A 23820-nucleotide genomic window follows, 5' to 3' on the forward strand; every position below is an offset into this window, starting at 1 on the left:
CTGCCATCAGGTTAGCCCATCGCCAGGCAAAGACATGGTCGGCATACCCAGCCAGCGCTCCAACAATGCCAGCAGCTCGTCGCGTTTGATCGGCTTGGCCATGTAGTCATCCGCGCCTGCGGTGATGCACTTCTCGCGGTCACCCTTCATGGCATGAGCGGTAAGCGCGATGATCGGGATGACGCATCCATGCTCTTGCTTGAGCAGGCGCGTGGCGGTATAGCCGTCCATGTTGGGCATGGCCATATCCATGAGGATCAAGTCGAACGGGTCACGCTGGTAAGTGGCAATGGCTTCGATGCCGTCTTTGGCGGAACTGACGCGCAGCCCCACTTCATCCAGCAAAGCCGTCAACGCGTAGACGTTACGCACATCGTCATCCACCAGCAGGATGCGTTTTCCCTGCAACGGATTGAGCCGTGCCTGGGCCGGTTGCGGCGCACGCACGTCACCGAGAAAGCCCTGTACCGCCTGGCACAGCGCATCGGTGTCATCACCATGCTTGCGCACCACCACGGCGCTGTAGCGGCGCAGGCGCTGCAGAGTCTGTTGCGTGACGTCCACACCGGTATTGATCACCACGCGCGTGCCCTGCAACGAGCGCACCTGATTGAGGTTGTCGAGCAGAGCGAAACCATCCTGATCCGGCAGGTCGAGATCGATCACCAGCGCGCAGAATTGCCCCTGCGCATAAGCCTCGCGAGCCTGCTCGCCATCGGCGCAGGCGACGACCTGAAAGCCCAGCTCCGTCAATTGCTCGCGGTAGTGCTCGCGCTCTACCTCGACATCCTCCACCAACAGCAAGGCCTGCTCGTGTTGTTCACCGTGCTGCAACTCGATGAACACCTGCTCCAGTTCATCACGGCCAATGGGTTTGACCAGATAACGAGTGCCATCATCGTTCCAACCCACCGGTTGCGGGACACAGGAGATGATGTGCACCGGCGTATGCCGATGGTTCGGCTGGGCGCGCAGACGACGGAACAGCTGCCAGCCACTCAGATCAGGCAGCAGGATGTCGAGTATCACCGCGTTGAACGATTCCTGCTGCAACAGCCCCAATGCCTGCAGACCAGTACGGCAGTGCACGCTGGAAAACCCATGGGCGTGAGCCTCCTCGGCGATCACCGCAGCAAAATTGGCATCGTCCTCGATGATCAACAGCGGCGGGCCGTCACCTGCACGCTGCGGCCCCTCCACCGGCGCCTCGAGGCTGAGTGGTCCAGCCTCCACCGGCAACCTGACGGTGAAGGTAGACCCCTGCCCCGGCGCACTTTGCAGGCTGATATCGCCATCCAGAGCCAACACCAGCTGACGGGTGATGGCCAGCCCCAGCCCGGTACCGCCGAAACGCCGACTGGTGGAGCCGTCGATCTGTTGAAAGGCTTGGAACACCTGTTCGTGTTGCGCAGGGTCGATACCGATACCGGTGTCACGCACGCTGAAGCTCAGCAACTCGCGCTCATCATCTTGGCGCCCCTGGCTGCCGACGGTCAGGGTGACCTCGCCCTGATCGGTGAACTTCAGCGCGTTGGACAGCAGATTGCGCAGTATCTGATGCAGTCGCACGCGGTCGCTGTGAATGACGCGTGGTACCCCGGCCTCCAGCTGGGTGTGCAGACGCAAGCCCTTGAGCTCGGCCATCGGCCGCAGGCTGGCATCGAGTTCCACCAGCACGTCCTGCATGTTGATCGGCTCGAGCTTGAGCTGCATGCGCCCCGACTCAACCTTGGCCAGGTCGAGTACATCGTTGATCAGTTGCAGCAGATCGCTGCCAGCGCGGTGCACGATATCAGCATGTTTGCTCTGCTTCTCGGTCAGATTTCCCGCCAGGTTCTGCCGCAGCTGGTCACTGAGAATGAGGATACTGTTGAGCGGCGTGCGCAGCTCATGGGACATATTGGCGAGAAACTCGGATTTATAGCGGTTAGCCAACAACAGTTGCTCGGCCTGCTCACGCAGTTTCTGCTCGGCAGCCTTGCGCTCGCTGATGTCGATGATCACCGCCTGCACCAGGTTCTCGTCGCCACTGCGAATCGGCGACAACCCCACCTCCAGCGGGATCAGCCGCCCCTCACGATGCTGACCGAACAGTTCACGATTGCTGCCCATGCGGCGCTGCTCGGGCATCGCCTGATAGCCCCGACGCATTGCTACATGGCTGCCACGCTGCGCGTCAGGCAGCAACATTTCCACCGGTTCGCCGAGCAGCATCTGACGCTCGTAGCCGAACAGCAGCTCGGTCTGCCGATTGACCATGGCAATGCGTCCCAGGCCATCGACCAGCACGATGGCATTGGGCGAGGCCTCGACCACCAGCCGGAAACGCTCCTCGGCCACCTTGCGCGCACGCAGGTCCACCAGGTTGATCAGGTAGCTGCTGCCTTCGTGCAGCGGATTTAGGCTGATGCTGACCGGAATCGACTCGCCGCGCAGCGTCCGCACCATGCGCTCGTCACTCTCGGCCAACTGCGCCTGCAAGTCTTTCGGTGACTCGATGTTGGGCAGGACGCGCAGCACGGTCTCACCCGGCAAGGCATTGAGCGGACAATCGAACAGCTCGGCGGCGCTGCGATTGGCCATCTCGATACGGCCCTTGTCGTCGCACAGCAGGGTCGCGACCGGCAGACGCTCAACCAACAGACGGAAGCGTTCTTCTCGCTCACTCAGGGCCACGGCGGCCCGCTCACTGATCTGCAGTTTGCGCTCGCGCTGATAGAGAAAACCGCCGACCAGAATTGACAGAAGCAGTGTCGCCGCCAAACCAGCCCAGAGTCCGAGCGTACCGGTACGATCGACCAGACCGCGCTCGTACTCGGGTGTGCCGATGACCTCCAAGTCCCAGGTACGGCCGTACAGCGGCAACTCCATGTGCTTCTGAAAACGCGGCTTCCAGCCGTTAGCATGGGTTTCGCCGCCCAGCAACTGAGCATCCGATGCCTGCAGATCCCTCAGCAGAATGTCGAAACGCCGTGCCTGACCACCCAGGATGCCCTCGATCAGATCGTGGCTACGAAACGCGCCATGCACTGTTCCCAGCAGCGCAGCGCGACGCTGCTCAACCGTATTGAGTGGCACGCCAGGACGAAAGACCGGAAGAAACAGCAGCACACCCTGCTGCACGTTGACATCGATTTCCTGGCGTAACACCACCGGCCCACTCAGGCTGGCATCACCGCTTTCAAGGCTGCGCTCGATGGCCTGATGGCGGATCGCCTCGCTGAGCATGTCAAAACCGAGTACGCGCCGGTTACGCCAATCCAGAGGACTGACGTAATCAATGGGCAAGTAGTACTCGCGCTCCCCCTCGGGAAACACCTGATAATCGAGGCGCTCATCCGCTTTCAGCTCGGCTCGAAAATCGCCCAACTGCGCGTGACTCAGGTAGCGCGACCAGGCGACGGCCTGTATCCCCGGATAACGATCCTGCAATTGCAGCTGATCCAGCGCCCGCTCCCACTCGATGGGAGAAACCCGGTCACTCCCGGTCATCAGCCCCGAAACGCCACGCAGGACCATTTCATAAGCCTGCATGCGCGCCATCACTCGCTGACCAATATCCTGCGCTTCAAGCGCAAAGCGATGCTGACTGTCTTCCCGCTCACGTTCCTGCAGGGTATTCCACTGCCAATAAATCAACCCACCCAGCCCGATAAACAGGCCAAATGCAGCCAGCAGCGGTGTCCAGGGCCTTGGCGGCCGCTCGACAGCTCTGTCGTCCATTCGCGCTCCTTCGGTCATCCAGAACCAACGCGCACGGGGCATCCGCGCGCGGACATCACAGAACCACAGCAAGCATTCTAGTCAGGTTTTGAATGAGTGGCCTTTGGCCACAAAGGACACGACGGGCGGTCACGAAGGTTGTCGGAAACGCCCTCTAGCGCCTCGCGGAAAGACGTCAGCAACAGTGCTTGTCAATCGACATGAAAAAGCCTCCCAGAGGGAGGCTTCGTTCAACGCAATGCGGCCTTAGAGCGGACGCAGGTTGATCTCGACACGACGGTTCTGCGCACGGCCAGCATCGGTGGAGTTGCTGGCAATCGGTTGGCTCGGGCCAGCACCGTAGGCAGAGATGCGCTGCCCCGGCACGCCGTTGGCAGTCAGGTAGTTGGCCACGCTCTGAGCGCGACGCTGCGACAGGCTCTGATTGAGTTCCTGCGAACCGGTGCTGTCGGTATGGCCGACGATGTTCACGCCGTTCTTGTTGAACTCCTTGAACACCAGCACCAGCGAGTTGAGCGTCGGGTAGAAGCTGCTGGAGATGTCCGCCGAGTTGCTACCGAAGGTGATGTTGCCCGGCATGATCAATTTCAGGTCATCGCCGTTGCGTTGCACCTGCACGCCAGTGCCCTGCAGCGTCTGACGCAGTTTGGCTTCCTGAGTGTCGACGTAATAGCCGTAACCACCACCAGCCGCGCCACCGACTGCCGCACCGATCAGCGCACCTTTGCCGCGATCTTTCTTGCTCGACGTCGCAGCACCGATGACTGCGCCGGTAGCCGCGCCGATACCACCGTAGATACCAGCTTTGCCGGCCTGGCTTTCGCCGGTGTAGGGGTTGGTGGTGCAGCCAGCCAGCATGGCCATGAGCGCAGTTGCTGCGATCAGATTACGTCTGGTCTTCATAGGGATTCCTTAGGATTTCTTCTGGTATCGGGCAGACATGCCACAGTCTTCGAACCGCCAAGGCACGGTGAAGTTCCGCCCTAGCTTATCAGCCCGGGCGGACAGGGACTGCGATCCAGAGCAGTTCTGCCCGGTACACGCGCGTTACTGCACGCCCGGCAACGGTCGCAATGTCACCTCGACACGACGGTTCTGCGCACGACCATCTGCCGTGGCGTTGCTCGCTACCGGCTGGTCCGGCCCCATGCCACGGGTGCTCAGACGGCTAGGGTCGACACCCTGAGCCAGCAGGTAGTCGGCCACGCTTTGCGCGCGGCGCTGCGACAACGCCATGTTGTGACTTTGCGAGCCAGTGCTGTCGGTATGACCGACGACCTCGATGCTGTTCTGGTTGTACTGGCGGAAGGAGTTGGCCAGGTTATTCAGTGGCTGGTAGAAGCTGCTGGCGATCTGCGCCGAGTCGGTAGCGAAGGTGATGTTGCCGGGCATGATCAGTTGGATCACATCGCCCTGACGCTGCACCTCGACCCCGGTGCCTTGCATGCTGCGACGCAGCTCTTCTTCCTGCTTGTCGGCGTAGTAGCCGTAACCTGCCGCAGCGGCGCCGGCTACAGCAGCTCCGATCAGCGCGCCCTTGCCACGGTTGTCATGGTTGATCAATGCACCGGCAGCCGCGCCAGCCAGTGCGCCGATGCCGCCATAGGTGGCGGTGCGGTTGGAGCTCGGTGCGCTCTGATCATAAGGATTCTGCGAGGCGCAACCGCCAAGCAGCAGCGCAGAGGTGCAAAGGGCAATAATGGGCAGGCGGAACATGAAGGCGTCTCCATGAACGGTGGGTGATGGCTCTTTGAGTGATCACGCCGCCATTAGTGCCCTCTCACGCGCGAATAAAGGGGTTCTCGCGCATCTCATCGCCCAGCCGAGTGTCCGGGCCATGGCCGGTAACCACGGTGGCATCCTCATCGAGGCTATACAGGCGCTGCTTGATCGAACGTTCGATAGTGGCGTAATCACCGCCCCACAGATCGGTACGGCCGATACCGCGACGGAACAGGGTGTCACCGGCGATCAGCAGCTTGGCGTCCTCGAACCAGAAGCTCATCGACCCAGGCGTGTGGCCCGGCGTATACAGCGCCACACCGCAACCGCAGGCTAGCTCCTCATCATCGGCCAGCCACTTGTCTGGCGCCGGCACGGGCGTGTAAGGCACGCCGAACATGCTGCACTGCATCTCCAGGTTGTCCCAGAGGAACTGGTCCTCCTTGTGCAGGTGCAAGGTGGCGCCGGTCTTCTCCTTCATCTGTCCAGACGCAAGAAAGTGATCGAGATGGGCATGCGTGTGGATGATGCTGACCACTTTGAGTCCATGGGCTTCCAGACGCGCCATGATCAGATCGGGATTACCGCCCGGGTCGACCACAATGGCCTTTTTCGTGAGTGGATCGCCGATGATGGTGCAGTTGCACTGCAAAGGCCCGACAGGGAAGGTTTCGCGGATCAGGGCGGGGCGTTCGGCGGTGGTCATCAGGAGGCCTCGTTACGGTAATCGCCTGGCAGTTTACCGGTCCATTTACGAAATGCACGGCGGAAGTTGGACGGGTCGCTAAAGCCCAGCAGATAGGCGATTTCATACAACGGCAAATGTGTGGTGCTCAGGTATTGCAGGGCCAGGCGCTTGCGTACCTCGTCGAGCACCTGCTGGTAGCTGGTGCCCATCTGGGCCAGATGTCGGCGCAGGCTGCGGCCACTGGTGTGCAAGGCGCTCGCGGCGCTTCCTAGATCGGGAAACTCGCCTGGGCGGGCCAACAGCAGACGGCGCAAGCGGGTCAGCAGGCCGTCCTGCACATCGAGGCTGGCCAACAGCGCCTCGCACTGTTGCTCGCACATCTGCACCGTGGCCGGATTGGCCAGGGCCATGGGCCGTTGCAAGTAATGCCGGGGTAAACGCAGCCAGTGATAGGGTTGTTCGAACTGCGCGGCCACACCGAATACCTCGGCATAGCGCTCGGCGTAGTCTGGTGCTGGATGAGCAAAACCGACGGCCAAGCCCTGCAACTCTTCTCCCAGAAGAAAGCGGGCAATGGTGTGGATGCTGGTCAGCAGGCCTTCGGCGGTAAAGCGCGATTGCGGCCCCATGGGGAAAGACTCGACGGCGCGTAATTCCATGTCCTCGCCACGCTCCACCTGTTCCAGCTCGAAGGACAGACCGAGCACGCGGTAATACTTCAGGGCGAACTGCAGCGCCTTACCCAGACTGGCGCTGGACAGCACCGCATAACCCAGGATGCCGTGGGTAGAGACGTTCAGGCGCTGTCCCAATACCAGGCCGAGCGCCGGTTCGCCGCAGCGCTCCAGTGCGGCCTGGGTCAGTTGATGAAAGTCGATAAAGGACAGCCGGCCATTGGGGCTGCCCAGCACCTCAGGGCGTACCCGTGCCGCGACGAACAGCTCGGCACGCGCCAGGCCGAGCTCTTCGGCCAGCGCCAGAAGTGCTTCGGCATAGGCCACAGGCACCAGTTCAGCAGTGAAGTTGAGGGTGTGCTTCATGAGGTCGTTGTTCTGTTGGCCGGCCGCAAATGACCGCCCTGATCACCAACCTTAACTCAGCGAATCCCTGTTCGCCGCAGCGCTGCCACCCTAACTTTTTACTGGAACTGCACAATGGCCAAATATGACTGCAACCTTGGCTGTTACGAACCTGTGCTTAGCGGTGCATGGCGCCCATAGTGGGAACCAGTCAAATAGCGAAATGGATCTCTCATGGCCAGTACCACACCGGAAGGATTGCAGATTCGGCCCAGGCACGTGGACTTCGATCTACCCAACCCGTTGCCGCGTCACTGGAACGGCGGCGACGCCTTCAAGACTCATTTGTTCGATGCCATGTCGGTGTTGTTTCCCGATGGCGAGCGCTTCTTCATCGACTCAGTGCGCCAGTTCCGCGACCGTATCGACGACCCAGTACTCAAGGAACAGATTCGCGGCTTCATCGGCCAGGAAGGCCATCACAGCCGTGAACACCTGGAGTACAGCCAGCGTCTGCGCGACCTGGGTTACAACGTCGAGCGCATGGAGAAACGTGCCCGCGCACGCATTCGCTACACGCAGAAGAAATTTTCGCCGCAGCGGCAGTTGGCCGCGACCGCAGCACTTGAACACATCACCGCGATCATGGCCGATGGCCTGCTGAGAAATGACGCCTATATGGTGGGCGCTCATCCAACTCTGGCTCGCCTATGGCGCTGGCACGCGCTGGAAGAAACCGAGCATAAAGCGGTGGCCTTCGATGTCTACAACCAGATGTGTGGCAGCCGCAAGCTGCTGCGCCGAGCGATGATCATGGGCACCTTCTTCTTCGTGCTCGACACCACACGAGGCCTGGCACATATGCTCAAGGTCGACGGCCTACTGTGGAACTGGCGCGTATGGCGTGACGGCATCCGCTGGATGTGGGGCAAGGAGGGTGTGTTCCGCCCGCTGATCAGAACTTATCTGGACTTCTTCAATGACGGTTTCCACCCCTGGGAGCACAACAACCTGGAACTGTTGTACGCCGCCCGCGAGGAGTTTGATAGTGCCTCGTTGATTCAGGCCGGAGCCGCCTGAAGCGCAGCGCAGCCCCGCCACGCAATACAAACAAGCCCGGAATCTGTCCGGGCCTGTTCGTGCCCCGGGTTTTCGCTGAGCCTTTGCTGGCTCCGCTCAGCTCAGTAGAAATTTCATTGCATCGGCTACGCTCTGCTGGGGAACTTCCTCCATGGGGATATGCCCGACGCCCGGATAGACCTTGACCTGAATACCCGGCAAATCGTGCTGCCACAGCGGCACATGCTTGGGTGAAATCCAGCGATCACGCTCACCCCACATCAAGCAGTGTGGCAGCGATCATCCACAACACCTTGCGCCTCGGATAGCCGGCCGGTTCTATCGGCACCAGCTTGCCGCCCCGCTGCTGCTGCGTCAGGGCGAAGGTCCAGCCTGCTAGATGCGTTCTAGGCTTTTCCTGTGAGGCACACATCAGCGCAATAGGCCGAGGCCCTTGGCCCGAGCTACCGCCTGAGTACGCCGCTCGACACCAAGCTTGCTGTTGATGTGACGGGCATGGGTCTTGACCGTGTGCAGGGAGATGAACAGACGCTCGCTGATCTGCTGATTGGAGCAACCGCGCGCGATCAACTGCAGCACCGCCAACTCGCGGCCACTGAGTTTTTCCGCCAGGGCGCTCTCCTCTGCGACCACCTCCTCGTCCGAATCCCGACTGCCCGGCAACTGGGCAAGTAACGCGTCGCGCAGCGGACAGGCCGGTCGCCCCTGCAGGCGCTCACGTAGCCACCGTGGCTGATGCTGCAACAGCTCGATGAAAGGTAACAGTGCACCGCCCTGAGCGAGATCCAGGCAAGTATCGAGCTGCTGCTGTGCCTCACGCTCTCGCCCGGTTTGCTTCAGTAGCTGGGCGAGCTGGGCCTGCGCCACCAGGCCGACCAACTGACCACCCAGCCCTTGTGCACGCTGTTGCAACGCACGCAGACGGCGCTCCGCATGCTCCAGCTCGCCCTGCAGGCGCTCCAGAGCAGCCTGCTGCAAATCGATATGCAACGCCAACTGCGGGTGAAACTCTGGCGCCAGTGCCCGCCCCTGATCACCATAGGTTTCCGCCAACTGCGGTAGCCAGGCAGCGGCCAGTTCGACCTGCCCCTGACGCAACCACAGCTCGCACTTCATCAGCGTAATCATCGCCAAATAATAAATCGCTGGTACATCCCAGACGTGCATCAGGCGCTCGGCCTCACCGAGCAGCGCGAATGCCTCGGCAGGCCGTCCATCACGTCCTTCCAGGCTGGCCAGCACGCAATAGCCGATCAGCGCCCCAACGTCGCGGCAGGCTCGCGCTTCGGCAATTCCCGCCCGCAAGCGCTCCACGGCCTGAGGCTGCAAGCGCAGACTAAGCAGATAACCTTCATAAATCGTCAATCGCGCTCGCACCGAGTAACTACGCTGTGCAGGCAAACGCTGCACCAGCAGCAACCCCTGATGCACTTCCTCCTGCGCGCGCAGCACCTCGCCACGGGATTGCAGTACGCGGGCGCGCTCGTAGTGGGCCAGTGCCTCGAGCAGAGGATTGTCGATGCGCTGCGCCAACTCCAGCGCGTCGCGGTTCAACCCACGCGCACGCCACAGATCGCCACGCACCATGGCCAGATTGGACAACGCCGACAAGCACATGAAGTGCGGGCCATAACGCTCCACCGGTAAACCGGCCAAGGCCTCGCTACATTGCTGCTCGGCACGTGTACCATCGCCACGACCACGGGCGATGACCCCGTCGAGCGCCTGCCACTGCGCCAGCAGGCTGCGCTGGGCGGAAGGCTCGGCTGCTGGAAGGAAGCGTGCGAGTTGATCAAGCAGCTCTTGGGCGGCGTCCAGCTGGCAGGCCAGCGCCAGTGCCCAGCCATAGAGCATGATCAGCCGCGGTGTGCTGGCCAGCAGGTCATCCGGCAGATTGGTTTTCCAGCGCAGCAGCATGGCGATGTTCTGCTCCGCCAGCATCTGCTCCTCGGACAGGTTCTGTACCAGGCTGGCAGCGACATCGGCCTGCCCTGCGAGCAGTGCTTGCTCGATGGCGGCATCCAGCATGCCTTGCGCAGCGAACCAGCGACAGGCACGCAGGTGAGCACCGCTGTGAGAACGGCTCGAACCGTCAGCAGTCCGTGCATTGAGCAGATCGGAAAACAGGTGGTGATAGCGAAACCAATGCCCCTGCTCATCCAGCGGCACCAGAAAAACCTGGTTGGCCTGCAACTGACGGATGATCGCGGCGCTGTCGTGGCTGTCACGCACCGCGTCGCACAGCTCGGCACAGAAGCGCTCCATGCAGGCGGTTTCGTAGAGAAACTGCTGCACCTCGACGGGCTGCCGCTCGATGACCTCTTCAAGGAGGTACTCACGGATCAGCCCTTCGCCTCCATGCAGCTGCAGTCCCTCGCCGGCTTCGGCCAGTTCTTCGACAGCCAACAGCCACAGGCGTAAACCGGCAATCCACCCTTCGCTGCGCTGCAGAATCCCAGTGACCTGCTGCTTTTCCAGGTGCGCGCCCTGACTTGCCAGCAGGGCATCCAACTCCGTGGCGGTCAGCCGCAGATCCTGCTCGCTGAGTTCGAGCAACTGTCGCGATAGACGCAAACGCGCCAGGTGCCAATCCGGCCGCTGACGGCTGGTGACCAACAGCAGCACGCCGGGTGGTAAATGGTTGAGGAAGAATTGCAGACAACGATCCAGTACCGGCCCCTGCGCCAGATGGTAGTCGTCCAGCACCAGCAACAGCGGCTGCCCCTCATCGAGTTGCTGAGTCAGCTCATCGAGCAAACCATCGAGCCACTGCTCGAACGCGAAGGGCTGGTGACGCTGGCGCATCTTCAGCAGACCGAGCGCCTCCTCCCCCAAACCGGGGTAGAACTGCTGCAGCCCCTGCAACAGACGCTCGAGGAAGCGCCCCGGATCATGATCACGCTCACTCAGCCCGAGCCAGAGACTGTGCCAGTGCTCGGGTAGTCGCTCGCAGAACTCGATGGCTAGCGAGCTTTTGCCAAAGCCTGCTGGCGCACTGACCAGCAGCAAGCGCCCTTGCAAGCCCTCTTCGAGACGATCGCATAACCTGGGGCGCGGCATATGTCCTGCCGGCAGCGGCGGACGATAGAAACGCGCCTCCACCGGTGTAGCCGGCGTGTAGGGAAAACCTGGCGAGCGTGAGAGATCTGTCATCGGCCTATTCTTGGAAGTCTTCTATGTGCATCGGCGGGCTCGATCTGAACCCAGCCTAGCGACTTGCAATGGCCATTTGAAGCGCCCGCTACAGTCCGTAACGAAAAAGCCGGCACAAGGCCGGCTTCGTCGTGTTGCTTGAGGCAGGTTTTAGCGAACGCCAGCCTGACGCAGAGCGGCCGGGGTGTAATCGCTGCCAGCGGCCTTGTAGTTGAAGTCGTAGGCTTGCTTCTCCTCGTTCTTCATACCCAGGGCCAGGTAGCGACCGGACAGCAGGTCGTACAGGGTTTCCACGGTGTACCAAGGCACTTGCTTGTCGTAGTAGTACTGGGCATGCGCCTCGGCTACGCGCCACAGGGTGCCACGGCCGTCGTAGTGATCGATCAGAGCGGCTTGCCAGGTGTCCTCGTCGATGTAGAAGTCACGCTTGGCATAGATGTGGCGCTCACCCGATTTCAGGGTCGCGGTCACGTGCCATACACGGTGCAGCTCGTAACGAGTCAGGTCCTGGTTGATATGGCCAGCCTTGATGATGTCGGAGTACTTCAGGCTGGGCGAATCGAGCTTGTAGGCGTTGTAGGGGATATAGATCTCCTTCTTGCCTTCCAGTTTCCAGTCGTAACGATCCGGTGCACCGTTGTACATGTCGAAGTTGTCGGAGGTACGCAGACCGTCAGCGGCGGTACCCGGACCATCGTAGGACACCTGCGGAGCACGACGCACGCGACGCTGACCGGCGTTGTACAGCCACGCCAGACGTGGCTCCTTCACCTGGTTGAGGGTTTCGTGCACCAGCAGCACGTTACCAGCCAGGCGAGACGGAGCAGTTACGCGCTGTTTGAAGTAGAACAGTACGTTGCTTTCCTTACTCGCATCGAAGTCGGTCAGAGCATCACGGAAGGTGAACTCGTCCTGGAAGTAGACCAGCGAGTAGGAACCGTTCGGCTGCGGAGTCGCCTGAGTAACCAGACGACGCACGCTGCCACCGCGGTAGCGGGTGATGTGGTTCCAGATCGCTTCCAGACCGTTCTGCGGAATCGGGAAAGGGTTGGCGGTCTGGAAGTTCTCCAGGCCGTTACCGCCCTCCACCATTTTGGTGTTCACAGCGTTCTGCTTGGTCGCCTCCAGCACCGCAGCCGGCAGACTGGCAGAGCGGTGAGTCGGGTAGACCGGCATCTTGTAGCTTTCTGGGTAGCGCTTGAACATCGCCAGCTGGCCGGGGGTCAGCTTGTCCTTGTACTGATCGACGTTCTGCGCAGTGATGGTGAACAACGGCTGCTCGCTGGCGAACGGATCGGCCAGGAAACCTCGCGGATCGACCGCGCCGGCGTTGGCTGGCAGACCACCGGTCCAGGCAGGGATCGAGCCATCGGCATTGCCTGCCATTTCGGCACCGACCGGAGTCAGGGTACTGCCCAGCTTCGCAGCTTCGTCAGGCGACACTGCCGCCATCACGCCGGTAGCCAGCAGAGACAGGGTCAGGACACCGCTTTGCCACAGTTTTTTTGTTGTTTTCATTTGCATCATGATTCCTCGAAATTCCTGACCGCTTAGAAGTTCATACCGAAGCTGAGCGCAACGAAGTCGCGGTCAACGGAGGTGTTGTACTTGCCGTCGAAGAAGCTGGTATAGGACAGATCTGCGGTGTAGGTGTTCTGGTATTCAGCATTGAGCCCGAGGCTTACAGCCTTGGCGTCCTCGGTGAACATACCATTGGGACCATATCCTTCGACGTCATGAGACCAAGCAACACTCGGACGCAGGTTCACACCGGCAAAGACGTTCGGGTAATCCCAAATAGCACGAACTCGGTACCCCCAAGATGTAGATGTTACGAAACCATCATCCTCGCAGTACTTGCTGACGTTCTTTCCGTTGCGATTGTTACCAACGGTAGAAACATTGAGGCCTTGGCAAGTTGGGAACACACCAACGCCAGAGACTGCATAGTTACCCGGAAGAGGGCCTGGGCCGTAAATTGGATCTCGCCCGTAGCGGACCTCGCTGGAGTCCTCGAGCCCACCGACATGAACGATACCCAGTTCTCCAACCAAAGTGAGACGACTCGCGCCCATTACCTGATCAAAGAAATGGGTGAAGGTCGTCTGGAACTGGGTAATTTCTTTGCGGCGATAGCCATTCAGATCCTGACCTGGCACACCATTTAGCAGCGACACATTACCTACGCCAGCACCAGCGAAGGTAGCGGCAGCAGGGTTAAATGCACTGTTGGCGAGTGGTTTGATGCCTGCATAGAGAATATCAGTTGAGTTGAGCTGCACAGGTGCGTTCGGGCGATAGCTCAATTCACCACTCCAAGCTGTACCAGTCGGCAGTGTAGTGGCAAAGCTAATGCCATAGAGACGTATATCCTCTGGATATTCCATAAAATAACTAGAATTACCAGCGACACGCAGGGGAGCGAGGGCAGCCAAAGCTCCAAGAGTAGTGGCATTATAAACAGACGCCTGAGCGCCAGTAGCACTGAAAATAGGCGCACGGCTATGGTAGTTCATCGCATAGAAACCGAATTCGGTATCCAGCGGCTCGAATAAGTAGCGGAAAGCTAAACCCCACTGCCCACTATCACGCGCATCACGATCTCCAGACCGCGGTACAATCACCCCCTCGCTACTGAACTGCACCCCCTGCGCTTCGAGGACTGGAGCACCGGCGCCACCAGATGCAGCCTGTACTTCGCTTCGGGTACGCAGAACCGCTAGATTGTTGTCACAGCCATCTGCCACGATATCCGGCTGGGCGAAGAAAGTACCGCAATTGTCTACGACGGTTTGATCCCACTCGAGCTGGTAGAACGCCTCCATTGACAAGTTATCGGTCAGGCTCTGCGAGACAAAAAACATATTGACCGGTATCAGGCCCTCTTTGATTTCTGCGCCTGGGCGGCGGAAGGCGGCAACATCAATGGGGTTCACAGCGTTAATGCTATTACCTATGAAAGTGCTTTCGCCCCAGTTAACTACCTGTTTCCCAAGACGCACAGAGCCTGGCTGATTGCCAATCGCATAGTTGTGGTAGATGAAAGCATCGAGAATCTCACCCCCCGAAGACTGTGCACCCTCTTTGCGGTTGCTATCGCTGATATCTTTGAACGGGCGACTTTCATCCTTCAATTCGAAGTCATACCAGTATTTGCCACGAACGAACACGCCAGTATCACCATAGCGCAGTTCAAGATCGTGGACGCCTTTGAAGATCTTGGAGAAGGTCTCGCCGCGCTTAAAGTTCAACTTGGAGTCGTCAGAAGTCTGAGAAAGACCACGACCACCATTGTTGAAACCGATCAGGTCCTTGTCGGCACTCTCAGTAGACCAACTGGCACCAACAGACAGCGCCGAGTCGAACTGCCCTTCGATCTCACCGATATTGAAAGTGACGCCGAATGCCGGAGCGGCAAGGGTGGAAGCGAGGCTGACGGCCAGCGGCAGTTTTGCCAGGCGCCAGTAGGGTTTTGTTTTTGTTGTCATCGACGCTACTCCATGTGTTTTTTGTTATGGATGCTTTGACTATAGCCAGCGGGTGGTACTGCTTGATCCCTCGAAAGTGTGATTTGCAGCCTCCAGGCACTCTGGCTCGCAGGTTTCAGGCCCTGCCCCTAGCCAAGCATGGACGGGAAACAGCAATTAGCAAGCCAAACGCTTGTTTGACTGAGCGGTCACTTTCACCGCCCAGTCAATGCGCACCTCACAGCGTAGACAGGAACGCGCTGCCCGCCTCCTGCCAGTGGGCGATTTCGACGCGAATGCGCTTCTTGTCCAGTTTGCCGACACTGGTCTTGGGAATTTCAGTAACAAGGGCGATCTGCGTGGGAATCGCCCACTTGTTGATGTGACCTTGCTCGACGAAGGGCTTGAGATGCTCTTTCAAGCCTTTGGCATCCAGCCCCTGCTCTTCGCGCAGTACCAGCAGCGCAAACGGGCGCTCGCCCCACTGCGGGTCAGGCACACCCACTACCGCTACCTCACGCACCGTCGGATGCCGACTGATCAGGTCCTCTAGCTCCAGCGAGGAAATCCATTCGCCACCGGTCTTGATCACATCCTTGATGCGGTCACGGATTTCGATGAAGCCCATACCGTCGATGGTCGCCACATCGCCAGTGTGCAGCCAACCATGTGCCCAAAGTTCTTCGCCCTTCTCAGGCTCACGGAAATAGCCCTGGGTCAGCCAGGGCGCGCGCAGCACCAGCTCGCCCTGGGATTCGCCATCGCTCGGCAGCAATTTTCCGTCGACATCCATGATCGCCGCCTCCACCAGCGGCACCGGGATACCCGCTTTGATCCGGTAAGTGGTGCGCTCGTCCTCGCTACCGGCGCGCAGCTCTTCGTTGAGATAGGCACAGGAAATCAGCGGGCAGGTCTCGGACATGCCATAGGCCGCGGTCAACTGGATACCACGCGCCTTGGCCGCCTCGTAGAGGGAACGATTGAGCGCGCTACCACCGATGATCATCTTCATGCCGCCGAAATCATGGCCCTGCGCACCCGGCGCGCTCAGCACCATCTGCAGGATGGTCGGGACGCAGTGGGAGAAGTTGACCTTCTCCTCCTTGATCAGGCGGCAAAGCATGTCCGGCTCGTAGCGACCGGGATATACCTGCTTGACCCCGAGCATGGTGGCCACGTACGGCACGCCCCAGGCATGCACGTGGAACATCGGCGTGATCGGCATGTAGACATCGTCGTTGCCCAGCAGGCGGATGCTGTCCAGGCCACCCATGGTGGTCGCCATGGACATGGTGTGCAGCACCAGTTGCCGATGAGTGAAGTACACGCCCTTGGGGTTGCCGGTGGTGCCGGTGGTATAAAAGGTGGTGGCCACCGAGTTCTCATCGAAATCGGCGAAATCGTAGTGCGGGCTGGCGGCTGACAACAGGCTCTCGTACTCGCCTACCAGGTTCGGCAGTTCGGCGCTCTTCTCTTCGCCATCGGTCAACAGCAGGGTCTTCTCGACGGTGGTCAGTTGCCCGGCAATGCCGTTATAGAGCGGCACGAACTCACTATTGACCAGCACGAAACGGTCTTCGGCATGGTTCATGGTGTAGAGGATTTGATCCGGCGACAGGCGGATGTTGATGGTGTGCAGCACCGCGCCGAGCATCGGGATGGCGAACATGCATTCGAGGTAGCGGTGACTGTCCCAATCCATCACCGCCACGGTATCGCCGGCCTTGACCCCTGCCTCGCTGAGTACGTTGGCCAACCGTGCGACACGCTCGTTGAAGGTGGCGTAGCTGTAGCGCAGCTTGTCGCGATAGACGATTTCGCGGGTCTTCTCGTAACGACTACCGGACAGCAGCAGGCGCTTGATCAGCAGCGGATAGGCATGAGCGTTTTCAGCGGGGGGGATCAGTCGGGTCTGCAGCATGAAATCACCTTGAGGCACGCTAGGAATAGGTATGCAGCGACTCTAGAGCGGCTCGCGCAGCTCTCAATCAGCCCAAAGAATGATTTGCCACGTGACTCTATGGCCACTTTTGGTCACGGGTTAGAATCGAGCTCACCAGCCAGTCTTTAAAGAGGCGGCACAGAGCCACTCTTTCGTTCGAGGTAACAGCATGTCCGATATCGTCATCGTCAGCGGCGCACGTACCCCCATGGGCGGTTTTCAAGGCAGCCTGGCCAGCGTGCCAGCCGTAGAGCTGGGCGCGGCCGCCATTCGTGAAGCGGTCAAGCGCGCCGGTATCGAACCGAGCGACGTGCAGGAAGTGATCATGGGCTGCGTCTTGCCAGCCGGCCTCAAGCAGGGCCCGGCGCGCCAAGCTTCACTTAATGCCGGTTTGTCTTCGGCTACCGGCTGCACCACCATCAACAAGCTGTGCGGCTCAGGCATGAAGGCCGTGATGATGGCCTTCGATTCGCTGAAGGCCGGCAGCAACCAGGTAATGGTCGCTGGCGGCATGGAAAGCATGTCCAACGCGCCCTATGTACTGGAGAAAGCACGCACCGGCCTACGCATGGGTCACGCCGAGATCAAGGATCATATGTTCCTCGACGGTCTGGAAGACGCGCGCACTGGCCGCCTGATGGGCTCTTTTGCTCAGGAAACCGCCGATAAATACGGCATTACCCGCGAGGAAATGGACGCCTACGCGATCGAATCGCTGCGCCGCGCACAGGCGGCGATCAAGGACGGCTCGCTGGACGCGGAGATCGTTCCGATCACCGTCACCTCGCGCAAGGGCGAGGTGGTGGTCAAGGATGACGAGCAACCACTGACGGCCAACCTGGACAAGATCCCCACACTCAAGCCTGCCTTCAAGAAGGACGGCACCATCACTGCGGCCAACGCCAGTTCTATTTCCGACGGCGCCAGCGCACTGCTGCTGATGACAGCCGATGAAGCGGCCAAGCGCGGTCTCAAACCGGTCGCCAAGGTGGTTGCCCACGCGACCCAAAGCCAGGATCCGAGCGAGTTCACCCTGGCGCCCATCGGCGCGATGAGCAACCTGCTTAAGAAGACCGGCTGGAGCAAGGACGAGATCGACCTGTTCGAGATCAATGAAGCCTTCGCCATGGTGACCATGCTGGCCATGCGCGAGCACGGCCTGGACCATGCCAAGGTCAACGTGTTCGGCGGCGCCTGTGCCCAGGGCCACCCGGTGGGTTCCACCGGCTCGCGGATCATCCTCACCCTGATCAACGCCCTGCAGAAGAAAGGTGGCAAGCGCGGCGTCGCCTCGCTGTGCATCGGCGGCGGCGAAGCAACAGCAGTGGCCATCGAACTGCTGTAACCCAGCCCATCAGCAACGAGCCCCGCAATCGCGGGGCTCTTTCGTTTAGCGCATTTCGGTCAACGCCAGCTTCACACCAATCCCCACCAGCACCGCGCCCATCAGTCGGTCGAACCAGTGCCCCATGCGGGCGAAGCCGGCGCGCACGCGTTGCTGGCTGAACAGCCAGGCCACCAGGCAGAACCAAAATGCAGTCGCCAGGGCCAGATAAAGGCCGTAACCGGCCTGCACCGCCACCGGCGTATGCGGATTGATCACCACGGTGAACAGGGAAAGGAAGAACAACGTCGCCTTGGGGTTGAGCCCGTTGGTGATGAACCCGGTGACGAACGCACCACGGCCGCTGCGCTCGCCGGCGGCCAGGCTCAGCTCGGCGCTAGCCGGGTCGGCCGGGCGCGCACGCAGTGCCTTGATGCCGATGTACAGCAGATAAGCCGCCGCCAGCCATTTCAATGCGTTGAACAGAACGATGGACTGCGACACGATCAGGCCGATACCCAGCAACGAATAGGTAACGTGCACCAGAATGCCGGTGCCTACGCCAAAGGCGGTGAACAGCCCGGCGCGGCGACCGTAGCCGACGCTCTCCCGCACAACGATGGCGAAATCCGGCCCCGGGCTGGCCACCGCCAGCAGATGAATCAGGGCAACGGTGAGAAATTCACTCCAGTACATGGCGGCTCCGCATCGACAGTGAAGGTCTGGTAGGCTCGCCAATCTACTCCTGCGACCCTCCTGCGAAAAGGTACAGCTGATGAGCAAAAGTCCCCGCGCCGTCTTCCTCGATCACGCCTCTCTCGACCTTGGCGACCTCGACATGCAACCGCTGCATCAGGCCTTCGCCGAGCTGACCCTGCACGCGCACACGCGTCCGGATCAGGTCGCCGAACGCCTGCAAGGCGCCCAGGTCGCCATCAGCAATAAGGTGCCGCTGGACGCAGCCACCTTCGCCGCCTGCCCCGAGCTGAAGCTGGTGCTGGTGGCGGCCACCGGCACCAATAACGTCGACCTCAAAGCCGCCAGCGCCCATGGCGTGACCGTCTGCAACTGCCAGGGTTATGGCACGCCATCCGTGGCGCAGCACACCCTGATGCTGTTGCTGGCCTTGGCCACGCGACTGCCCGACTACCAGCGCGATATCGCCGCAGGCCGCTGGCAACAAGCCAGCCAGTTCTGCCTGCTAGACCACCCCATCGTCGAGCTCGAAGGCAAGACCCTGGGCATGCTCGGCCATGGCGAACTGGGCGGCGCCGTTGCCCGTCTGGCTGAAGCCTTCGGCATGCGCGTGCTGCTCGGTCAACTGCCGGGCCGGCCCGCGCGCGCTGATCGCCTGCCTCTGAATGAACTGCTGCCACAGGTCGATGCCCTGACCCTGCACTGCCCACTCAACGAGCAGACACGCAATATGATCGGTGCCGAAGAGCTGGCACTGATGAAGCCGCGCGCATTTCTGATCAACACCGCACGCGGCGGCCTGGTCGACGAACAGGCGCTGGCCGATGCTCTGCGTAGCGGCCATCTCGGCGGCGCGGCAACCGACGTACTGCTGCAGGAGCCGCCCAAGGACGGCAATCCGCTGCTGGCCGCAGACATTCCGCGTCTGATCATCACCCCACACAGCGCCTGGGGTAGTCAGGAAGCACGCCAGCGCATCGTCGGCCAGATGATCGACAACGCAGTCGGCTTCTTCGCCGGTGCACCGCTGCGAGTCGTCGGGTAAGCTGCGCAGCTTTTTCAGGCAGGACCCCCACCATGGATGCACGAAGCGAAGTTCTCCTGCGCCAGGCCGAGCTATTCGGTGGCGAGCTGTTGCTGGCCGGCCTGCCGGCTGACGACCTGCTTGGCGCCCTGCCTCAGGCTCGTGGCTGGAACTGGCATGCGGGCGATCAGGCACTGCTCACCGCGCGCTTTGCCGGCCGCAGCCACTTCGACACACGTATGCCGGAAGGCGACTACCATGCTGCCGTGCTGTTCCTGCCCAAGTCGCGCGAGCTGAGCGACTACCTGCTGCAAGCGCTTGCCTCGCGCCTAGCCGGCAAGCCGCTGTACCTGGTCGGCGAAAAGCGTGGCGGTATCGAGCGCGCATCAAAGCAGTTGGCAGCCTATGGCAGACCACGCAAGCTCGACAGCGCGCGGCATTGCCAACTCTGGTGCGTCGAGGTAGAGCAGGCGCCGCCCGTCCCCGACCTGCATGCCCTGGCACAGAGCTATCCACTGCAGTTGGCCGACGGCGCACTGGATATCGTTACTCTGCCCGGCGTTTTCGCCCATGGCAGGCTTGATCGGGGTAGCGCGCTGCTGCTCGAGCATCTGGATGAACTGCCTAACGGCCACATGCTGGACTTCGGCTGCGGTGCTGGCGTGCTCGGCGCCGCGCTCAAACGGCGTTATCCAGGCAGCGAGCTGAGCCTGCTGGATGTCGACGCCTTCGCTCTGGAGAGCAGCCGCCTGACCCTGGCTCGCAATGGCCTGACGGCCAACCTGATCGCCGGCACCGGAATCGAGTCGGCGCCAGAAGGATTGAGCGCCATCGTCAGCAACCCGCCGTTCCATCAAGGCGTGCACACCGACTACCAAGCCAGTGAGAACCTGCTGAGCCAGGCAGCCCGCCACTTGATAAAAGGTGGCGAACTGCGCCTGGTGGCCAACAGCTTCCTCAAATACCCGCCACTGATCGAGCGTCATCTGGGCCCGTGCCGCACCCTGGCAGATGCCGATGGCTTTCGCATCTACAGCGCCCGGCGCTGATTGGGGTTGCTCCCAACGCAGCGCTTGGGCACAATTGCGCCCGTCCTAGGGGAGTAGTCTCCCGCGAGCGCCCTGCTCGCCCGGTATACGTCAACACACTTGCTCCGCAGAGCATGGCGTATACGACCCAAGGCCTACATAGAGAGGCCTGCGGTTTGACAAGACCTATGACACGCACAACCTATACCCGGGGCGGGAAGGTCGTTCGTGTCATAAGCCGTGTCGACCCGCCCCTTTAGGAAACCTGATGCTGGAATCGCTGTTCGTCCCCACCCTGATCGTTGCCCTCGCCGAAATCGGCGACAAGACCCAGTTGCTCGCACTGCTGCTGGCCGCCCGTTTTCGCAAGCCGTGGCCGATCATCTGGGGCATCGTCGTCGCCACCCTGGCCAACCATTTCGCGGCTGGCGCTGTGGGTAACTGGGTTGCCGGTTTCTTCTCACCCGCCACCCTGAGCTGGATTCTCGCGGCCAGCTTCGTCGCCGTAGCGGCCTGGACCCTGGTGCCGGACAAACTGGACGACGACGAGGAATCCGGCCTGAAGAGATACGGCCCCTTCCTCACCACCCTGATCGCCTTCTTCCTCGCCGAGATGGGCGACAAGACTCAGGTCGCGACCGTGATGCTGGCGGCGCAGTATCCGCACTTCATCCTGGTGGTGATCGGCACCACGCTGGGCATGCTGCTGGCCAACGTACCGGTGGTACTGGCGGGCAACTTCGCAGCCGAGCGCCTGCCATTGACGCTGATTCGCCGCCTCGCGGCCTGTGCCTTCGCCGCCCTGGCAATCTATGCCGGCTATCAGGCAATGAAACTCAGCGGCCTGACATGACGAATCACTGACGTCAACAGACTGGCATTTCGGCCAATCCCAGCCCCCTACCGCCTGCTGCTAAAGTGCGTGCCACGTCACGTCATACGGTATGCAGTCGGGAGGGCGGCATGTCATTGGATGATCGCAAGAAGGTGGTGTGCCAGCACATCGACCTGACCTGGAACAAGGGGCGCCTGGCCCTGGCCGAACAGCTGCACAGCCGCGACTTTCTCTACAAGAGCTCGTTCATGGGGCGCCCACTCGACAGTGCCGGCTTCGCCCGGATGGTGCAGGATATCCGCTACGCCATGCCGGACCTGCAGATCGTGGTCGAGGAGTGCGTCGCCGAAGGCTACAAGGTGGTGACCTGGAGCACGCTGATCGGCACCATTCAGAAACCCGCGCTGGGCTATCCGCCCAGTGACAAGGTGCTGAGCATCTCGGCCATGGCCTTCTGGACACTGACGCCCAGCAATGAGATTCAGGAGATCTGCACCATGTTCGACATGGAAAGCTTCCGCGCCCAGCTGGGCCTGCAACCTCGCCCCTTCGCCGAAACGGCACTACCCTAAAACGCAAACGGCGCGCCGTGAACCATCACGCCGCGCCGTTTTTTCGTGCCCGAACTTAGCGCCCGGCCTTGGCCTGCTCGTACAGCGGCATCACCTTGGGAATCGCCGCCTGCAGCGAAGCGATACGGCTGCTGGAGGACGGGTGAGTGCTCATGAACTCGGGCGGCGCACCACCACCGGCGGCCTCCATCTTCTGCCACAGACTGATGGCCGCATTCGGGTCATAACCCGCGCGAGCAGCCAGTTCGAGGCCGATCAGATCAGCCTCGTTCTCGTTACCGCGGCTGTTGGGTAGCGTCAGGCTGTACTGCACCACCGTATCCGCCATGGCCATGCCGCTCTCGCCGAGACCGAGCAAAGCGCCAGCACCCTGCTTGGCGACCTGAATACCATAGGCCTTGGACATCGCCTCACGGCTGTGTTCGCGCAGGGCATGCGCCATCTCGTGGCCCATGATCGCGGCGATTTCGTCATCGCTGAGCTTCAGTTGCTCGATGATTCCGCTGTAGAAAATGATCTTGCCGCCCGGGCCACAGTTGGCGTTGAGCTCGGGACTCTTGATCAGGTTGACCTCCCACTGCCAGTTGGCAGCATCCGGGCGAAAACGCGGCGCCTGCGGGATCAGGCGATTGGCAACGGTCTGCAGACGCTTGGCATTGTTGCTGGTCTTGTCCAGCACGCCCTTGCTCGATGCCTCGCTTAGCGTCTGCTGATAGGACTGCGCGTACATCTGATTGACTTCATCAGCTGACAACATGCTGAACATGTACTGCTTGCGCTCTACGCCAACCGCACCACCACTGGTGGTATTGACGGCCTGACAACCTGCCAGCAGCACGGCCGCCGCCAGGCCACTCAGATATAGAACCTTGCTCATCGAGCTACCTCCTTGAATCGGACGCCCTATGCTAGGCCGCCCCCGCAGCACGAGCAACCGCGTTACTTGCGCGATAGCCGTACGCCATCTTTGCTGAATACGACACCAGCCTGTTCGTCACCACCAGTCCATTAAGGTTTTCATCTGTCACTGCCGATAGTTCGTGACAGGCGCGCTCTGCGCTCGGGAGCTCTCATGAAGTTCAAGTCGATCCAGTTTTCCGTGGCATTCCTTGCTGGCGCCAGCGTGCTCGCGGTCGTTGTGGCTCTGGTACTCTACGCCCTGTTCGCCAGTGGCCGAACCCAGAGCCTGGTGCAGGAGCGCACGCAGAAGCTACTGGAACAAGTCATCGAGCAACGCCTGTCGGCATTAGCGCAGGCGCAGGTCAGCGAAATCCAGCGTGAACTGGAAGCTCCCCTGCAGATCACCGCCGACCTGGCACGCGTCAACGCCATGCTCGGCATGACCGATGCCAACGGCAGCCCGATGCTCAGCATCAGCCGCGAAGAACTGGCCAACCTGGTGCATGAAACCACGGCGCAGAACCCTAAATTACTTGGCAGTTACCTGGGCTGGGAGCCGAACGCCTTCGATGCCAGCGACGACATCTATGCCGGCAGCAAGGAAAACGGCTACGACGGCACCGGCCGCTTCCTGCCCTGGTGGTATC

The 23820-nt window shown here is 60.9% G+C and carries 17 protein-coding genes, 1 pseudogene and 1 riboswitch; of the genes and pseudogenes, 6 read left to right on the plus strand and 12 right to left on the minus strand.

The genetic code is table 11. The features are described from left to right. Positions 1 to 6: 6 nt before the first annotated feature. The 5 genes from RTH74_RS22520 to RTH74_RS22540 all read right to left on the minus strand — a co-directional run bounded on the left by RTH74_RS22520 (position 7) and on the right by RTH74_RS22540 (position 7173). Positions 7 to 3723, minus strand: a complete 3717-nt coding sequence (locus RTH74_RS22520) for a response regulator (RefSeq protein ID WP_316916113.1) — start codon at positions 3721 to 3723, stop codon at positions 7 to 9. Positions 3724 to 3969: 246 nt separating this feature from the next. After that, the gene (locus RTH74_RS22525) at positions 3970 to 4626 is read right to left on the minus strand and encodes an OmpA family protein (RefSeq protein ID WP_099526131.1); all 657 of its coding nucleotides are present in this window, start codon (positions 4624 to 4626) and stop codon (positions 3970 to 3972) included. A gap of 144 nt (positions 4627 to 4770) precedes the next feature. Beyond that, positions 4771 to 5439: an OmpA family protein gene (locus tag RTH74_RS22530; protein WP_316916114.1), complete on the minus strand. Its 669-nt coding sequence runs from the start codon at positions 5437 to 5439 to the stop codon at positions 4771 to 4773. A gap of 64 nt (positions 5440 to 5503) precedes the next feature. Further along, positions 5504 to 6151, minus strand: coding sequence for an MBL fold metallo-hydrolase (locus RTH74_RS22535; protein WP_316916115.1), 648 nt, complete (start codon positions 6149 to 6151; stop codon positions 5504 to 5506). After that, positions 6151 to 7173 (minus strand): AraC family transcriptional regulator, encoded by a 1023-nt coding sequence (locus tag RTH74_RS22540; protein ID WP_316916116.1) that lies wholly within the window; start codon positions 7171 to 7173, stop codon positions 6151 to 6153. The genes RTH74_RS22535 and RTH74_RS22540 overlap by 1 nt, the downstream gene beginning before the upstream one ends. A gap of 213 nt (positions 7174 to 7386) precedes the next feature. Between RTH74_RS22540 and RTH74_RS22545 the strand changes: the two genes are divergently transcribed. Beyond that, a complete protein-coding gene (locus RTH74_RS22545; RefSeq protein ID WP_316916117.1) occupies positions 7387 to 8232 on the plus strand; it encodes a metal-dependent hydrolase in 846 nt (281 codons plus the stop codon). A 96-nt stretch (positions 8233 to 8328) separates the two neighbouring features. Here the strand turns inward: RTH74_RS22545 and RTH74_RS22550 are convergent. From RTH74_RS22550 to RTH74_RS22570, 5 genes and pseudogenes are all read right to left on the minus strand, one after another. After that, positions 8329 to 8505 (minus strand): annotated as a pseudogene (locus RTH74_RS22550) (alpha/beta fold hydrolase); the annotation flags it as partial. A 138-nt stretch (positions 8506 to 8643) separates the two neighbouring features. After that, the gene (locus tag RTH74_RS22555; protein WP_316916118.1) at positions 8644 to 11385 is read right to left on the minus strand and encodes a LuxR C-terminal-related transcriptional regulator; all 2742 of its coding nucleotides are present in this window, start codon (positions 11383 to 11385) and stop codon (positions 8644 to 8646) included. Between the two features lie 150 nt (positions 11386 to 11535). After that, entirely contained in the window at positions 11536 to 12903 is a 1368-nt protein-coding gene (locus tag RTH74_RS22560) for a DUF1329 domain-containing protein (protein ID WP_099526251.1), read from the minus strand. 32 nt (positions 12904 to 12935) lie between these two features. Next, the gene (locus tag RTH74_RS22565; RefSeq protein ID WP_099526137.1) at positions 12936 to 14873 is read right to left on the minus strand and encodes a DUF1302 domain-containing protein; all 1938 of its coding nucleotides are present in this window, start codon (positions 14871 to 14873) and stop codon (positions 12936 to 12938) included. Between the two features lie 217 nt (positions 14874 to 15090). Next, positions 15091 to 16773 (minus strand): fatty acid--CoA ligase, encoded by a 1683-nt coding sequence (locus RTH74_RS22570; protein ID WP_316916119.1) that lies wholly within the window; start codon positions 16771 to 16773, stop codon positions 15091 to 15093. A gap of 190 nt (positions 16774 to 16963) precedes the next feature. Here RTH74_RS22570 and RTH74_RS22575 point away from each other — a divergent pair, with 190 nt between their 5' ends. Further along, positions 16964 to 18139: an acetyl-CoA C-acyltransferase gene (locus tag RTH74_RS22575; RefSeq protein WP_316916120.1), complete on the plus strand. Its 1176-nt coding sequence runs from the start codon at positions 16964 to 16966 to the stop codon at positions 18137 to 18139. 45 nt (positions 18140 to 18184) lie between these two features. Here the strand turns inward: RTH74_RS22575 and RTH74_RS22580 are convergent, their stop codons facing one another. After that, positions 18185 to 18814, minus strand: coding sequence for a LysE family translocator (locus tag RTH74_RS22580; RefSeq protein ID WP_143507590.1), 630 nt, complete (start codon positions 18812 to 18814; stop codon positions 18185 to 18187). A gap of 79 nt (positions 18815 to 18893) precedes the next feature. Here RTH74_RS22580 and RTH74_RS22585 point away from each other — a divergent pair, with 79 nt between their 5' ends. From RTH74_RS22585 to RTH74_RS22600, 4 genes are all read left to right on the plus strand, one after another. Then, positions 18894 to 19859: a 2-hydroxyacid dehydrogenase gene (locus RTH74_RS22585; RefSeq protein ID WP_099526141.1), complete on the plus strand. Its 966-nt coding sequence runs from the start codon at positions 18894 to 18896 to the stop codon at positions 19857 to 19859. 32 nt (positions 19860 to 19891) lie between these two features. Then, the gene (locus tag RTH74_RS22590) at positions 19892 to 20887 is read left to right on the plus strand and encodes a class I SAM-dependent methyltransferase (RefSeq protein ID WP_316916121.1); all 996 of its coding nucleotides are present in this window, start codon (positions 19892 to 19894) and stop codon (positions 20885 to 20887) included. A 36-nt stretch (positions 20888 to 20923) separates the two neighbouring features. Further along, a riboswitch (yybP-ykoY riboswitch) is annotated at positions 20924 to 21056 on the plus strand. Between the two features lie 81 nt (positions 21057 to 21137). Then, complete coding sequence (locus RTH74_RS22595) at positions 21138 to 21719, plus strand: TMEM165/GDT1 family protein (RefSeq protein ID WP_316916151.1); 582 nt, start codon at positions 21138 to 21140, stop codon at positions 21717 to 21719. Between the two features lie 110 nt (positions 21720 to 21829). Beyond that, entirely contained in the window at positions 21830 to 22273 is a 444-nt protein-coding gene (locus RTH74_RS22600; protein ID WP_092377492.1) for a ketosteroid isomerase-related protein, read from the plus strand. Between the two features lie 55 nt (positions 22274 to 22328). Here the strand turns inward: RTH74_RS22600 and RTH74_RS22605 are convergent, their stop codons facing one another. Further along, entirely contained in the window at positions 22329 to 23150 is an 822-nt protein-coding gene (locus tag RTH74_RS22605; RefSeq protein WP_179544064.1) for a M48 family metallopeptidase, read from the minus strand. Positions 23151 to 23820: the final 670 nt, after the last annotated feature.

The organism is Pseudomonas sp. zfem001, from assembly GCF_032621725.1.
Lineage (GTDB): Bacteria > Pseudomonadota > Gammaproteobacteria > Pseudomonadales > Pseudomonadaceae > Aquipseudomonas > Aquipseudomonas sediminis.

Excerpts from the sequence above, each read along its gene's own strand:
- RTH74_RS22570 (WP_316916119.1), bottom strand. The coding sequence starts at position 16,773 with ATGCTGCAGACCCGACTGATCCCCCCCGCTGAAAACGCTCATGCCTAT.
- RTH74_RS22545 (WP_316916117.1), top strand. The coding sequence starts at position 7,387 with ATGGCCAGTACCACACCGGAAGGATTGCAGATTCGGCCCAGGCACGTG.
- RTH74_RS22575 (WP_316916120.1), top strand. The coding sequence starts at position 16,964 with ATGTCCGATATCGTCATCGTCAGCGGCGCACGTACCCCCATGGGCGGT.
- RTH74_RS22520 (WP_316916113.1), bottom strand. The coding sequence starts at position 3,723 with ATGGACGACAGAGCTGTCGAGCGGCCGCCAAGGCCCTGGACACCGCTG.
- RTH74_RS22540 (WP_316916116.1), bottom strand. The coding sequence starts at position 7,173 with ATGAAGCACACCCTCAACTTCACTGCTGAACTGGTGCCTGTGGCCTAT.
- RTH74_RS22530 (WP_316916114.1), bottom strand. The coding sequence starts at position 5,439 with ATGTTCCGCCTGCCCATTATTGCCCTTTGCACCTCTGCGCTGCTGCTT.
- RTH74_RS22525 (WP_099526131.1), bottom strand. The coding sequence starts at position 4,626 with ATGAAGACCAGACGTAATCTGATCGCAGCAACTGCGCTCATGGCCATG.
- RTH74_RS22560 (WP_099526251.1), bottom strand. The coding sequence starts at position 12,903 with ATGAAAACAACAAAAAAACTGTGGCAAAGCGGTGTCCTGACCCTGTCT.
- RTH74_RS22605 (WP_179544064.1), bottom strand. The coding sequence starts at position 23,150 with ATGAGCAAGGTTCTATATCTGAGTGGCCTGGCGGCGGCCGTGCTGCTG.
- RTH74_RS22555 (WP_316916118.1), bottom strand. The coding sequence starts at position 11,385 with ATGACAGATCTCTCACGCTCGCCAGGTTTTCCCTACACGCCGGCTACA.
- RTH74_RS22580 (WP_143507590.1), bottom strand. The coding sequence starts at position 18,814 with ATGTACTGGAGTGAATTTCTCACCGTTGCCCTGATTCATCTGCTGGCG.
- RTH74_RS22535 (WP_316916115.1), bottom strand. The coding sequence starts at position 6,151 with ATGACCACCGCCGAACGCCCCGCCCTGATCCGCGAAACCTTCCCTGTC.
- RTH74_RS22600 (WP_092377492.1), top strand. The coding sequence starts at position 21,830 with ATGTCATTGGATGATCGCAAGAAGGTGGTGTGCCAGCACATCGACCTG.
- RTH74_RS22585 (WP_099526141.1), top strand. The coding sequence starts at position 18,894 with ATGAGCAAAAGTCCCCGCGCCGTCTTCCTCGATCACGCCTCTCTCGAC.
- RTH74_RS22590 (WP_316916121.1), top strand. The coding sequence starts at position 19,892 with ATGGATGCACGAAGCGAAGTTCTCCTGCGCCAGGCCGAGCTATTCGGT.
- RTH74_RS22565 (WP_099526137.1), bottom strand. The coding sequence starts at position 14,873 with ATGACAACAAAAACAAAACCCTACTGGCGCCTGGCAAAACTGCCGCTG.